Here is a 13284-nt window from a genome sequence, read left to right as displayed (position 1 = left end):
AAGTCATGCGTGAGATCAATCGTTCCTCGCCCGAGTACGGCGACCAATACTCCGTGCATTACTCCGAGGCCGACGTCATCCCTAAATCCCCCTCGATGCTGCCGTTGGAAGTTCACCCGGTGCGCTGCGAGATCACCGATATCGTCTCGCCAGTGCGGCCCGCGGTGCCCTCGAGCGAGTTCGAGAAGTGGGAGCCGATCGAGGTGACCGTCCTGGCCGACTCCATCGATGTCCCGGCCGTCAGCCTGTTCGGCGTGATCGACCGAGTCGAGGTCCGGGACAGTTTCTGTGTGGTGGTGAGCGACGACGGCAAGCTCGAACACCGCTTGGTGCGTCAGATCGATACGGTCGCTTTCGACGCCGGGCAACTGCGGGAAAGTATCGGGTTCGTAGCGAGTTACATTCTTCGGCGCCTCGTCGACGATCCCGACAGCCTGGTTCTGAACGGCGTCTTCCAAGCGTTGGTGTTCGCGAGCCTGGAAACGCGCCGTACGCGCGAGATCGTTTCCACGGGATCCGCCGAGCACATGAACGTGAATGTCTACGACTGTGAACGCGCGTCGGTGGGGGACAGAGCGAGAGTGGTGATTCACGACAAGAAGCGTGAGGACACCGCGACCGCCTCGATCGCGGAACTCATTCCTGGTCGCCCCGGGCTCGTGCGGGCGTTGGCCCGCCTGCTGGCTACCCCGGGCGATCTCGTTTGTCTGCGCGGGTTGGACGAGGCCGTTGCGCACGCGGCGAGCTCCATGTCGTCCGAGGCCATCTTCGATGCGGCGCAGGCACACGACCGGCCGCCCACGGCCCGCCTGAGCGGCGGGTTCGGCACGTTGACTGTCGAGGGGTGCACTGCGGCGCTGATCGGCTGCAACGGCGAGGCTCTCCGCACAGCCGAAATCACGATCGACTCGATCTCGGTCAGCGGGGTGTGGCCCGAGGGCACCGAGCCCGTGTCGATTGACGAAACGTTCTTCTGGAGCGGACGGGACTGGTACTTCTGGCACGAGACGTCGGAGCGTCGCCGGAAGAAGATGTGACGCCTTAACCGAGCTTGCCGCGCACTACGAGCGCCCAGCAGAGGCAGCCGAAGGCGGCGGTGGTGGCGAGCGTGCGCACCAGGTTCCAGGCGGTCCAGCGGGCTTCGTTGAAAGCATGGCGTACGGCGGCCAGGTCCGGGATCTGGTCGGGGGCGCCGGCCGCCTTGAGGGCGTCGTTCATCGGCACGTTGACGACCACGGTGATGGCGAAGACGAGCGCGTACAGGATGAGCGCGGCCAGCACCCAGGGCAGGATCTGGCGGCCCGGGCTCAGGAACGCCGAGATGGCCGTGAGAAGCAGCGCGCCGACGAAGCTGAGCATGAACCAGGGGTTGATGATGGCCCGGTCGAGCGCCTGGAAGGCCCCGACGAACGTACGGTCGTCGGAGCGGCCGAGCCCGACCATCACGGTGTGCTGGTAGAGCCCGAACACACCGGCCATCAGCCCGGTCGTCATAGTTGCCGCGATCAGCGCGGTCACCCTCAGTGCGAACATGCCTCAAGTCAACCGGCGGGCCGCGCCGGCTTCCATCGTCGAGAGTCCACGGCTCATACGCGAGACGCTTGCTTGTGTCAGTATACTGACACGCACTGGACTCAACCGTGGAGCGCACATGACGAAGGGCCCGGCCGCCGGAGAGCAGCGGTTCTGGATCAACACGGTCAGCCTGGACCACGTGGAAGCCGCCGCAAAGGGAGGCTTCACGCAGGCGGACCACGGCGCGCGGACACGTCTGGGCCGGCCGCAGCCGGGGGACGAGATGATCTTCTACTCGCCTCGCACCAGCCTGCACGGGGGTGAGCCTGTCCGGCAGTTCACGGCTTGGGCGACCATCACCGGCGACGAGCCGTATCAGGCTTGGGTCAGTGAGGACTTTCGCCCGTGGCGGCTGGCGGCGCGGTTCCATGCTTGCCGGCGGCGGCCGGAGGCCAAGCCGCTCGCGGAGCGGCTGTCCTTCATCGCCGACCCGACCCACTGGGGCCTGCCGTTTCGTCGTGGCCTTTTCACCATCCCCGGCGACGACTTCGCGACCATTCTGTCGGCGATGGAACCTCTTCCCGAATCAGCGTGACCTGGCGGCGCGGCGTGCCGTGACGATGGTCCAGACGACGTCGATGATCAGAATGAAGGTCCAGATGCGGCCGGCGCCGTACAGGAACGAGGCGCCGCCCTCGCGGGTGCCGTTCAGGGCGTCGGCGCTGCCGCGTACGAGTTCGAGCAGCCACGACTCGGCCAGGATGAGCAGCACGATCTGGGCCACGGTGTAGAGCGCGGCGTGTTCGGCCAACTTGCGGTACGGGGAGCGGCGACGTTCCCGCACGGCCTCCGCTTCGGGCGCCGGCTCGCCTTCCGGCGCGGGAGCCGGGTTGAACGCGGAGTCGGCTCCTTGCGGGGGCGGCGGGTCGGCCTGTGTGGCGGGCGCAGGGCCGGTTTGTTGCGCGAGCGGTGAGTCCGTCTGCTGGGCGGGTGCCGGGCCGGCTTGCTGGGTGTTCGGCGCGGTGACTTCCTGGGCGGGCGCGGCGGCGGGCGGCGGCGGTGGTGGGAAGTCAGGCACGCCGACGGCGCGGACGGACCAGGGGACCAGGACGGCGCCGGAGAGGATGACGGCGGCGGACAGGGCGCAGGCCAGGGCCCACGGCCCGGCGTCGTAGAGGGCGCCCGCCGCCAGGGAGCCGATCAGGCTGCCGAGAAGGACCGCAGCCTCGTACGCGCCCATGCCCCGGCCGACCTGGGCGCCCGAGGCTTCGGCGATCACGGCCTGCTGGATGGGGATCACGGCGGCCCAGGCCACCCCGCTGAGGATCCACAGTGCCGCGATCACCGCGGGATGCGGCGCCCACGCGAGGGCGGCCGCGAAGACCGCGGACGACACCGACGCCGCGGCCAGCACGCGCGTGCGGCCGTGGCGCAGCACGAAGCGGTGGAGCCACGTGGGCAGCAGGGCCATGGCGATCGCGCCGGGCAGGAAGACGTACGCGATCTCGACGATCTCCAGGTCGAAGCGCCGCTGCAGATGGAGCAGGAGCAGCAGGCCGATCGCCGCCTCGGCCGTCATGGTGATGACGACGGCGAGCAGCATCGGCCGCAGGCGTCGCAAGGTGCTGCCGGGCAAAGGAGGCGCCGGCGGAACGGCTCGGGCGGGCGCGCTCAGCAGGGCCCCGGCCGCGACGACGCACGCCGCCGCGCAGGCCAGGAAGACGTAGCGGTAGCCGGCCGCCTGCAGCACCGCGAACCCGGCCACGAAGGCGATCCACGCGCCGTTCTCCTCGGCCGCGGTCAGCTTCGGATAGACGGCGCTGTCGTCGGCCAGCCTCTCGCCGGCCATGGCTCGTACGGAAACCCAGAGCAACGCCCCGCCCACGCCGCCCATCGCCGCGGCGCCGAAGGCGACGCCCAACCCGCCCGCGAACGCGTACCCCAGGCAGGAGGCCGCGTAGAGCAGAGCCCCGGCCGCCGCCACCCACCGCCGATCCCGGATGTCGGCCAGCCAGCCCGCCGCCGGCCGCGCCACCACCGACACGGCCAGCTCGGCCGCCACGAGTGCCCCCACCTCAGTGGCGCTGGCCCCGAGCGCCGCCCCGGCCCACAGCGGCAACAAAAAGTCGAGCAGCTCCCGCGGCCCGTTGGCCAGTGCCGCCGACAGTAAGGTCCGCGCTTCCCGCGCCTTAGCCCCCGCTACTCGCTCCACACCGGAGACTCTATGGGCGCCCGGCCGGCGCGGCTTAGCGTTGCTTTAACCATCAACTAACGCGTGATTAGGCGGCCGGGGGCGAGAGTCCGGGGCATGTCGATCACGCGCTCGAAGCGCTTCGCGGCGATGGCCGCCCTGGCCGTCTCGGTTCCGCTGGTCTCGGTGGTGGCTCAGCCTGCCGCCCAGGCGGCCAGCTCCAAATTCTGCACCGGCGGCAGTTACTCCGTACTCGGGAAGAAGGGGGCCAAGGACCGGTTCCGCGGCACCGTGGCCGCGCCGGCCGGGCGGTTCACCGTGCAGGGGAAGTACACGCAGTTCAGCATCGACCCGGCCACCTTCGCCATCTACGACTACGCCTTTACCGGGGCGGCCAACACCGGTGACATGACCGGCGGGCGGCTCACCCCGGTCTACGCGAGCAAGGTGCCGGACCACCGGGGCCTCGCCCTCACCAGCGGGATCAGCCTCGAGCTGCGCGACGAGGACATGGTCATCTCGCGCACCGGGCCGAGCGGGCTCACCATGAAGATCCAGGCCAAGGACTGCGCGCAGGGCGGCATCTTTCAGATGGAGCCCGAGCGCGGGGACGGCGCCGCCACCCGGATCACCCACACCCTGGCCGGCTCCGCCTTCTATTACGACAACCCGAACTTCCGGGCCAAGCTGGGTCAGTGGCTGGGCTCCGGCTGTGTGGACCCGGCCTCCGGTCCGGCCGGGCCTTCCTGCGTACGCGTGACCCCGCGCGTCAACATCGGGAGTGACGCCGCTCCGAAGCTGGTGTTGCGCGACAGCGCCCAGGTCGCCACCCGGGTGCCGCAGCCGGAGTGCGGCCCCGACTTCACGAACACGCTCGGCCTGACCGAGACGAAGGACCACTGTGGCGGCACGAGCATCTGGGACGTCGCCAGCGGTGGCCGGATGGGCATGGTGACCGGCGAGGACGCGACCGAGGTGGCCAACCCGCCGACCGCCTGCACCGAGGACTGCGAGGCCGGCAACCAGGTGCGCGGCAAGCTGGCGGTCCTGGGCTTCCCGTCACCGGTCCCGGCGGGGAGCCGCCTGAGCTAGTGGCGCTTGGCGGCGATCTTCGCGCGCACCCGGGCCACGCGGATGGCCTCCTTCAACGTCTGGACGTCGTAGGAGCCGTAGTGCCGCCGGCCGTTGATGAAGAACGTGGGTGTGCCGGAGACGCCGCTGAGGTCGGCCGACTCGAGGTCGGCCGTGATCCGGTCCTTGCAGGTCGTCTGCATCATGTCGTCGTGGAACTTGTCCTGGTCGAGGCCGAGCTCGCCGGCGTACTTGAGCAGGTCGGCGATCCGCAGGTGGTCCTGCTGGGTGAACATCCGGTCGTGCATCTCCCAGAACTTGCCCTGCAGTCCGGCCGCCTCGGCCGCCTGCGCGGCCAGCTGGGCCTGCGGGTGCACGTCGGTCAGTGGCAGGTGCCGCCAGACGTAGCGCAGGTCGTCGTCGGTCAGCAGCTCGCGGACGATGGGCTCGGCCCGGCCGCAGTACGGGCACTGGAAGTCGCCGTACTCGACCAGCGTGACCGAGGCCTCGGCCGGGCCGCGTACGTGGTCCCGGTCGGGGTCGACGTCGGGGATCAGGTCGGTCAGCTCCTCGACGTCGCCCAGCAGCGCGACCGCCTTCTTCGGCCGCGGCAGCCGGTTGGTCACGAAGAAGACCGTCCAGGTGATCAGGGAGGCGGCCGGGATGGCCAGCAGCAGGCCCAGCTTGGCCTCGGAGAGCTCGGGCTCCTCGAAGGCCAGGTTGGCGATCAGGAACGACACGGTGAAGCCGATGCCGGCGATCGTGCCGGTGCCCAGCACCGACGCCCAGCCGGCGCCGGGGCGGATGCGGCCCCGGCTGAAATAGGTCACCAGGGCTGACACCCCGGTGATGGCTAGTGGCTTGCCCACCACGTACGCGAAAAAGACGCCCAGCGTGACCCGCGACGCCAGAGCGTCGCCGAGGAAGCCCGCGTCGATCGCGATGCCCGCGTTGGCCAGGCCGAACAGCGGCACGATGAGGTAGCTCGACACACCCGACCAGGTGCGCGTCAGCCGGTCGTTGGGGGAGAGCGACTTCAGCAGGCCGAGCCGGGCGAACCGTGCGAGTTCGGGGGTGGGTTGCTCGCGGAACGACCGGAACAGGTCGCTGGCCTGCTCGAGGTCGTCGCGACCGGGTGTGTACGCGGCGGCGGCGAGGCCGATGGCCAGGCCCGACACCACCGGGTCGATGCCGCTCTCGAGGGTCGCGCCCCACACGACCAGGCAGACCGGCAGGTAGACGAAGCCGCTGCGCACGCCCAGCCGCACCATCACCAGCGTCAGCGCGAAGGCGGCGATCGCCAGCACCAGCGGCGCCATCCGGATGTCGTCGGAGTAGGCGGCCGCGATGACGATCAGCGCGACCACGTCGTCGACCACCGACACCGTGACCAGGAACAGCCGGGCCTGCACCGGCACGTGCCGCCCCACCAGCGCCAGCAGCCCCAGCGCCAGCGCGGTGTCGGTCGACATGGCCGCCCCCCAGCCCGCCCCGCCCGCGTGCCCGTGGTTGAACGCCAGGAAGATGCCGATGGGCAGCGCCATACCGACGATGCCGGCCAGCGCGGGCAGCACGAACCGCCGCCGGTCGCGCAGGTCGCCGAGGTCGAACTCGCGCCGCGCCTCCAGCCCGACCACCAGGAAGAACAGCGTCATCAGCCCGCTGTTGACCCATTCCCGCAGGTCGAGCGCGATGCCCCGGCTGCCGAACTCGAGGCTGAGCTCGGTGTGCCAGAACGACTCGTAGCTCCCCTCGGCCGCGTTGGCCCAGATCAGCGCGGCGACGATGGCCGCCACCAGCACGCCGGCGCTGCCCGCCTCGGTGCTCAGGAAGTCGCGCAGCGGGGTGCCCACCCGGTGCCGCCAGCGGGTGGTCTTGCTGGAGTCGCTGAGATCGATGGCGTCGCTCACGGATCACACCCAAGCACGCGGTAGGCCGCCTCGCCACAGTCTGTGAGCTGCGCCTATTGAGACCTGCCTTTCACTGCGGCCCGGGGCGGATAAGATCCGTGGGTTGGGGGCCGGAAGAAGGGGAGCGTGTTGACCAGCATCGAGGATCTGTCGTCGCAGCTCTCCGACGCCCTCGCGCAGCTCGACGGCCTGCGGACGCTGCACGAGGTGAGCAAGGCGGTGCACGCCAGCCTCGACCTCACGGCGACCATGGATGCGGTGGTGCACGGGGTCACCAAGGCGTCCGGCTTCGAGGTCGCGGTGGTCAACGTGCTGCAGCCCGGCGGCGACTTCGCGGTGGTGTCGGTCGACGGCACCGAGGACATCCGCCGCTCGCTGCTCGGCACCACGACCACCCACGCCAACTGGGACGAGCTGTTCGCCAAGGCCGAGCAGTGGGGGTCGCTGTACTTCGTCGACCACAACAACGACATGCCCGACGCGATGATCACCTGGACGTCGGACGCGCTGCCTGTCCCGGCCGACCCCGGCGGCTGGCACCCCGAGGACATGCTGTTCGCGCCGCTCACGTCGCCGACCGGTGAGCTCGTCGGCATACTGAGCGTCGACCTGCCGACCGACGGCCGCCGCCCCGGCCCGGTGCAGCGCGAGATGCTCGAGCTGTTCGCCCAGCACGCCTCGATGGCCGTGCACCACGCCCGGCTGCACCACGAGCTGGCCGAGAGCCGGGCCCGCCTGCACCACGCGGCCACCCACGACCCGCTGACCGGGCTGGCCAACCGCTCGCTTCTGCGGGCGTTCACCGACGAGCTGGCCGGCCGCTCCGAAGGCGAGGTGGGCGTCATGGTGATCGACCTCGACCGTTTCAAGGCGGTCAACGACGCCGGCGGCCACGACGCGGGCGACGAGGTCCTGCGTACGGCGGCCACGCGCATGGCCGCGCTGGTGCGCCCGGACGACCTGCTGGCCCGCACCGGCGGCGACGAATTCGTGCTGGTGGCCACGGGCGAGGGCGTCGACGAGATGCTGCGGGCCACGGCCGAGCGGATGCACCGGGCGCTGGCCGAGCCGATCGAGACCCGCAGCGGCCCGTACCAGGTGGGGGCGAGCATCGGTCACGCTTACGGCGCCTGCTGCACCGACTTCGCCCAGCTGGCCTCGGCCGCCGACGCCGACATGTACCGCACCAAACAGCGCCACCGGGCCAAGCGCGCCTGGGTGGCTTAGCTGTCCTTGAGGCGTTCCAGGCCGTCCAGCAGCAGGTCGAGGGTGAACGCGAACTCGGTCTGACTGTCGCACCAGCCGAGCGTGGGGTCGCTCGCCGCGTGGATCTCCGACGCGACCATGGCGGTGATGTGCGGCAGGAACGCTGCGGCGCGAACTGAGCAGGCCGGGCATCCACGGATGGCGCAGCATGATCCGCACCGCCCGTGTCACCGGAATCCTCTATCTGGGGCTCGCCGTCTTCGGCGGGCTCGGCTATCTGGTCGTCCGCCCGCAGTTGTTCGACGCGGGCGATCCGAGCGCCACGCTGGCCCATCTGGTCGCCCACGAATCGCTCACTCGCGTGGGTGTGCTGCTCGAACTGCTGCTGGTGGTCACGCAGGCGCTGGCTGCCGTCTGGTTCTTCCGCTTGTTCCGTACGGTGGCACCCGTGGCCGCCGGTGAGATTGCGGCATTCGGTCTGATCAATGCCGTCGCCGTGCTGGTCAGCGGGGCGCTGCTGGGCGGGGCGCTCGAGGTGTCCCGGGCGCCGTTCGGTGACGCGGCGGCCACCGTGCAGACGCTGTACGTGGTGAGTGAGCAACTGTGGTCGGTCGGCGGGCTGTTCTTCGGGCTGTGGCTGATTCCGATGGGATGGTGCGCGCTGCGTGCGGGCATGCCGCGGGCGCTGGGCTGGATCCTGATGGTGGGCGGCGTCGGGTATGTGCTCGGTGCCTTCCTGCAGTACGCGGCGCCCGGCACGGCCGTGGTTTCGGACGTGCTCGCCTACCCGGCCACGGTGGGGGAATTGTGGATGGTCGGCTACCTGCTGATCATCGGCATCCGCCGCCGGCCGGCCGAGAGTTTCAGGGCTGATGCGGTCGGCGCTTTCCGGCATGATCGGGCCATGACGTACGCAGCGGGCGCCCCGCAGGTCCGGGTCACGGGCCGGCGGGTCGTGGCCACCATCATCGACGGCCTCATCTTCAGCCTGATCAACGCCGCGCTGGTCAACGCGTTCGACGTCGAGGGCACCGACTCCGGCTTCGGCCTGACCCAGTTCGACAACACCGGCACGGCCTGGCTCAGCGTGATCGTGCTGCTGTACTACACGCTGTTCGAGGGCCTGGCCGGCCTCACGGTCGGCAAGTGGGTCACCGGCATCCGCGTCATCGACGCCCAGACCGGCGGGCGCCCCGGGCTGCTGTCCGGCTTCGTCCGCACGCTGCTGCGCCTGATCGACGGCATCTTCGCCTACCTGGTCGGCTTCCTCATCGTCATGAACTCCGACCGTCGCCGCCGCCTCGGCGACATGGCCGCCAAGACCCTGGTCGTCCGCTCCCACTAACCGGGCCGCCGGTGTCGGCCCCTCCGGCTCGGCTCGCCGCGGGTGGTGGCTCGGCTGCACCCGCGAGCAGCGTCGATCGGGCGCGTCAGAGCAAGGGCGGCTCCTCGGTGGGCGGGGGCGCGGACACCTCCGGAGCGGCCGAATTCGGGGGCGTCCAAGAGGGAGAGGGACCGTTCTCGGGGAGCGGGACCCACGGGCTGACGGCGAGGCGGCCGGTGCTGCCCAGGTCGAGCCCGCCCTCGGGTTCGAGCAGTTGCGCCGGGCGGCCGAGCTGCGGCGCCATCCGTAGGTAGACGACGTCGACGGGCGGCTCGCGGATGTCGTCGTACTTGTTGCGCCACACGACGGCCGCGCCGGCGCGCTCGCCCGGTTGCAGCACGAGCGGCTGGGGTGTGGCGCCGGCGATCGGTATGCCGGGGGCGATGTCGCCGACGCCCTCGAGGACGGTCACGTTCAGCGGGGAGTGGTCTTCGTCGAGGGCGCGCACCCTCGGATAGTCGTCGACCTGGTAGGGCGCGTGGCCGCAGTTGATCAGGGTGATGCCGAGCGCTCGCAGGCCCATCGCCGCGTCGACGTCGTCGGTGCGCAGCTGAACGCCCTCGGCCGGGCAGGTCGGCGTGGTGCCGGCTTGACTCGTCGCGGGCGTGGTGGCGTACGGCTGGGTGGTCGCGCAACCCGCAAGCAGCACGACAACGAGGAGCGCGAGCGCGTTGGCCTTGCGCCAGTGGCGAACGATCGGCCCCGACGGCCGGCCGTTGCGCGGGGCCGATGGCGGCTCGTGCGGGTCCATGGCGCGAAAGGTTATCGGTTCCGGGACGGCCGGCGGAGTTATCCACAAAAGCGCTCTGTCCACAGGGCCGCTGCGGGCGGGGCGAATTGGCCCTAGGGTGGGCGCGTGCTGCTCAATGTCGAGCCCGTGCGCGTCCTGGGCGACGCCGACCATCCGCGGCTGCGTTTCTCCGACGAGGAAGAGGAGGACCGGTCCGATCCTCGGCGGCTGCTGTTCGTCGACGACAAGCCCGCGTTCGAGCTGTCCTTCTGGTGCGGCACCTGCCAGATCCTGTTCGAGCGGCAGGAAGGCTCGACCGAGACGTTCTCGGCCGAGGGCGACGACCCGATCGAGGCGTTCGGGGCGCTGCTGCCGCGCGGCGACTATCAGCCGTTGCTGCTCGAGGTCGAGCCGCGCCTGGTGCAGCCGTCACGGCCCGGCGACTACTTCGCCGAGGAGCAGGTCGAGACCTGGGGGCTGGAGTCGTTCTGGGGGCTGCCGGTCTATCCGCGTACGCCGTACTACCGCACCTTCGAGACGGTGATCGACGACGACGCCCACCTCTACGAGTTCGTGGTGCCGATGGTCCCGCCCAGCTGGAACGAGCGCGCCCAGGTCGAGAAGTACCTGGCCGCCGACGACATCGCGCCCCTGGTGGCTGTGTCCATCCTCGACGTCAGCCTGCCCGCCATGGATCACGGCTCCGACTACTACTCCCACTGGGCGCTCACCCACTTCCTGCTCGACGGCCACCACCGCCTGCAGGCCGCCGCCGAGAGCAACCGGCCGGTCCGCCTGCTGTCGCTGCTGTCCGTCGACCACGGCCTCGGCGCCCCGTCCGCGGTCGCGCGGGTGCCGGAGCTGCGCGCCCGGCCCGCCGGCACCCGAGGCTCAGCAAGCCGCTGAGGTGGCGTGCGTCTCGTGCGCCTGAGGCTCAGCGAGCCGCTGAACGGACGTGCTTCCCGCTGCGCCTGAGGGTCAGCGGGCTATCGAGACGGCGGCGCGGACGGTGCCGTCGTCGGTCAGGGCGGCGAGGATTCCGGCGGCCAGGTCGGCGCGGGCGATGACGCTGCCGCCGCGGACGTTCTTGTTCCGGGCGGTGCGATAGGAGCCGGTGGCGGCGGCGTTGGTCAGGCGGGGCGGGCGCATGATCGTCCAGTCGAGGGCGGAGGCTTCGACCAGTTCCTCCATGCGCCGCATGTCGGCGTACGCGTGCTTGAGATAGCGGCCCAGCAGCGGCTTGACGACGGCGCGGACGAAAGCGCCGTCCTGGTCGTCGACGTGCATGCCGCTGTTGCTGACCACGACCAGGCGGGTCGTGCCCTGCTGCTGCATGGCCGCGATGATGGCGCGGGCGCTGTCGGCGCAGACCGAGGTGGGGGCGCGGCCCTCGCGCGGGCCGATGGCCGAGACGACGGCGTCGCGGCCGGAGACGGCGGCAGCGATCGCGGCCGGATCCATGACGTCGGCCTGCACGACCTGCAGCGTCGGTGACTTGAGGGACAGTCGGGCGGGATCGCGGACGACGGCGGTGACGTCGTGGCCGGCCGCGCAGGCTTGGCGTACGACCTGGATGCCGGTGCCCCCGGTAGCTCCGAACACGGTGAGTTTCATGGTCTCTTCCGGTTGGTGAGTGCTCACTAACCTCTATAGTTAGTGAGCACTCACCACCGTGTCAAGGAGAGCTGTTGAGCACGCGCGACCGCATCGTCACCGCCGCCGCCGAGGTCATCCGGGACCGCGGGCTGGCCCGGGCCACCACCAAAGAGATCGCCCGGGCGGCCGGGTTGTCCGAGGCGGCGCTCTACAAGCATTTCCGCGACAAGACCGACATCTTCCTGGCCGTGCTGGGCGAGCGCGGGCCGACGACGCTGGTCACGGTGCTGGGCGGGCTCTCGGACCGGGTCGGCGCCGAGCCGATCGCGACGGTGCTGCGTGAGGTGGTGCTCGCCGCCTGCGACTTCTACGACCAGGCGTTCCCGATGGCCGCGTCACTGTTCTCCGAGCCGGCGCTGCTGGCGGCCCACCGCTCGGTCCTGCGCGAACGCGGCGCCGGTCCGCAGGTTCCCGGCCTGGTGCTTGCCGCGTACCTGCAAGCCGAGCAAGAGATCGGCCGCCTCGACGACGACGCCGACCCCTCGGCGGCCGCCCTGGCCGTGCTCGGCGCGTGCCAGCACCGGGCTTTCCTAGGCCACTTCACCGAGCAGACCACCGACCTCGACTCGTTCGCGACCGCGCTGATCAGAACCGTCCTGTCCGGCCTCACGCCGCGTTAATCGCGTGACGGGCGGCCGGCGCTCGGGCAGGATCCGGCCACAGCAATCGAGGAGGGAAGGAGGGGCCATGTTCACGCTTCGATCGTCGACGCCCAGGAGGCCTCGTTGTTCCGCACCATGGTCGAGTCCGACCTCGACTTCATCCTTGCCTGTCTGACCGAACCGTCAGTCAACACGACCACGCGCGAGCGTTTCGCCGCGTACCTCGACAGCGGCAGCTACCGCCGCGAATGGACGTGGCTCGCCCTTGACGGTGATGAGCCCGTGGGTCTGGCCGTCTGGTGGGGTTTCCCCGACGGCGACAAGCCGCTCGCCCTCGACGGCTTGTGGGCCGCGCCGGGCGTCACCGATCCCGTCCCGATGTGGGCCGGCCTGATCCGCCAGGTGCCGCAACCCACCGAGTACCACATCTTCACCGTGCCGTCCCACCGCGACGACCCGGCGATCACCCTCCGCCTCGCCGCCGCCCACGAGGCCGGTCTCAAAACCTTGACCGAGCGTTTCCGGTACGAGTGGACGAGCGCGCAACCCCTTCCGGAGCGCACGACCCGCCTGACATTCGAGCCCGCTACCGACGAGGCGTTCGTCGACGCCTTCGAGCAGATCTCGGTGGGCAGCCTGGACGTGGCCACCCGGGCCGGCGTGGCCCGGATCGGCGTACACGCCCAGGCCCTCGAGGACGTCGAGGACTACAAGTCGATGCGCGGCCCGAGGGAGTGGTGGCGGCTCGCGTACGACGAAAGCGGCGCCCTGGTCGGCTGCGCCCTGCCGTCGGCCAACGACGGCGGCCCGGTGGTCGGCTATGTCGGCGTCGTGCCCGCCCAGCGGGGCCACCACTACGCCGACGACCTGCTGGCCGAGATCACCTGGATCATCGCCGAGGCCTCGGACGGTGGCATTTCGATCCGGGCCGACACCGACAGCACGAACGCGCCGATGGTGGCGTCCTTCGAGCGGCTCGGCTACCGCCGGTTCGCGTTGCGGCTGGTCGCCTCGTAATA

At 70.6% G+C, this 13284-nt stretch carries 13 protein-coding genes and 1 pseudogene; 8 read left to right on the top strand and 6 right to left on the bottom strand.

The genetic code is table 11. The features are described 5' to 3' along the window. The first annotated feature begins 5 nt into the window (after window positions 1-5). Window positions 6-1037 carry a hypothetical protein gene (locus OWR29_RS23040; RefSeq protein WP_267565230.1) on the top strand — a complete coding sequence of 344 codons (1032 nt, stop codon included), beginning with the start codon at window positions 6-8 and terminating at the stop codon, window positions 1035-1037. Window positions 1038-1041: 4 nt separating this feature from the next. On the opposite strand, the gene OWR29_RS23035 is transcribed toward OWR29_RS23040, so the two are convergent. Continuing rightward, entirely contained in the window at window positions 1042-1533 is a 492-nt protein-coding gene (locus tag OWR29_RS23035) for an anthrone oxygenase family protein (protein WP_267565229.1), read from the bottom strand. A 118-nt stretch (window positions 1534-1651) separates the two neighbouring features. On the opposite strand from OWR29_RS23035, the gene OWR29_RS23030 reads away from it, so the two are divergent. After that, window positions 1652-2110 (top strand): EVE domain-containing protein, encoded by a 459-nt coding sequence (locus tag OWR29_RS23030; protein WP_267565228.1) that lies wholly within the window; start codon window positions 1652-1654, stop codon window positions 2108-2110. Here OWR29_RS23030 and OWR29_RS23025 read toward each other — a convergent pair. After that, window positions 2102-3727 (bottom strand): MFS transporter, encoded by a 1626-nt coding sequence (locus OWR29_RS23025; protein ID WP_267565227.1) that lies wholly within the window; start codon window positions 3725-3727, stop codon window positions 2102-2104. The two genes, OWR29_RS23030 and OWR29_RS23025, sit on opposite strands and share 9 nt — an antisense overlap. A gap of 96 nt (window positions 3728-3823) precedes the next feature. Between OWR29_RS23025 and OWR29_RS23020 the strand changes: the two genes are divergently transcribed. Further along, on the top strand, window positions 3824-4798 hold the full coding sequence (locus tag OWR29_RS23020) for a hypothetical protein (RefSeq protein WP_267565225.1): 975 nt from the start codon (window positions 3824-3826) through the stop codon (window positions 4796-4798). On the opposite strand, the gene OWR29_RS23015 is transcribed toward OWR29_RS23020, so the two are convergent. Further along, window positions 4795-6687, bottom strand: a complete 1893-nt coding sequence (locus tag OWR29_RS23015; RefSeq protein ID WP_267565223.1) for a Na+/H+ antiporter NhaA — start codon at window positions 6685-6687, stop codon at window positions 4795-4797. The genes OWR29_RS23020 and OWR29_RS23015 overlap by 4 nt on opposite strands. A 126-nt stretch (window positions 6688-6813) precedes the next feature. On the opposite strand from OWR29_RS23015, the gene OWR29_RS23010 reads away from it, so the two are divergent. Continuing rightward, window positions 6814-7914 (top strand): GGDEF domain-containing protein, encoded by a 1101-nt coding sequence (locus tag OWR29_RS23010; protein ID WP_267565221.1) that lies wholly within the window; start codon window positions 6814-6816, stop codon window positions 7912-7914. Here the strand turns inward: OWR29_RS23010 and OWR29_RS23005 are convergent. Next, window positions 7911-8060 (bottom strand): annotated as a pseudogene (locus OWR29_RS23005) (TetR/AcrR family transcriptional regulator); the annotation flags it as partial. The gene OWR29_RS23010 and the pseudogene OWR29_RS23005 overlap by 4 nt on opposite strands. Before the next feature lie 41 nt (window positions 8061-8101). On the opposite strand from OWR29_RS23005, the gene OWR29_RS23000 reads away from it, so the two are divergent. Then, window positions 8102-9238, top strand: a complete 1137-nt coding sequence (locus tag OWR29_RS23000; RefSeq protein WP_267565219.1) for a DUF4386 family protein — start codon at window positions 8102-8104, stop codon at window positions 9236-9238. 85 nt (window positions 9239-9323) lie between these two features. On the opposite strand, the gene OWR29_RS22995 is transcribed toward OWR29_RS23000, so the two are convergent. Then, window positions 9324-10028: a DUF4232 domain-containing protein gene (locus tag OWR29_RS22995; protein ID WP_267565218.1), complete on the bottom strand. Its 705-nt coding sequence runs from the start codon at window positions 10026-10028 to the stop codon at window positions 9324-9326. A gap of 105 nt (window positions 10029-10133) precedes the next feature. On the opposite strand from OWR29_RS22995, the gene OWR29_RS22990 reads away from it, so the two are divergent. Next, window positions 10134-10913 (top strand): hypothetical protein, encoded by a 780-nt coding sequence (locus tag OWR29_RS22990; protein WP_267565216.1) that lies wholly within the window; start codon window positions 10134-10136, stop codon window positions 10911-10913. A 72-nt stretch (window positions 10914-10985) separates the two neighbouring features. On the opposite strand, the gene OWR29_RS22985 is transcribed toward OWR29_RS22990, so the two are convergent. Continuing rightward, window positions 10986-11621 (bottom strand): NAD(P)-dependent oxidoreductase, encoded by a 636-nt coding sequence (locus OWR29_RS22985; protein WP_267565215.1) that lies wholly within the window; start codon window positions 11619-11621, stop codon window positions 10986-10988. A gap of 74 nt (window positions 11622-11695) precedes the next feature. On the opposite strand from OWR29_RS22985, the gene OWR29_RS22980 reads away from it, so the two are divergent. Both OWR29_RS22980 and OWR29_RS22975 read left to right on the top strand, forming a co-directional pair. Next, window positions 11696-12283 (top strand): TetR/AcrR family transcriptional regulator, encoded by a 588-nt coding sequence (locus OWR29_RS22980; protein WP_267565213.1) that lies wholly within the window; start codon window positions 11696-11698, stop codon window positions 12281-12283. A gap of 105 nt (window positions 12284-12388) precedes the next feature. Further along, window positions 12389-13282 carry a GNAT family N-acetyltransferase gene (locus tag OWR29_RS22975; RefSeq protein WP_267565212.1) on the top strand — a complete coding sequence of 298 codons (894 nt, stop codon included), beginning with the start codon at window positions 12389-12391 and terminating at the stop codon, window positions 13280-13282. Window positions 13283-13284: the final 2 nt, after the last annotated feature.

This window comes from Paractinoplanes pyxinae, from assembly GCF_026626335.1.
Lineage (GTDB): Bacteria > Actinomycetota > Actinomycetes > Mycobacteriales > Micromonosporaceae > Actinoplanes > Actinoplanes pyxinae.
The sequence above is the reverse complement of the archived record's forward strand: the minus strand, read 5'-3'. Positions and strand labels throughout refer to the sequence as shown.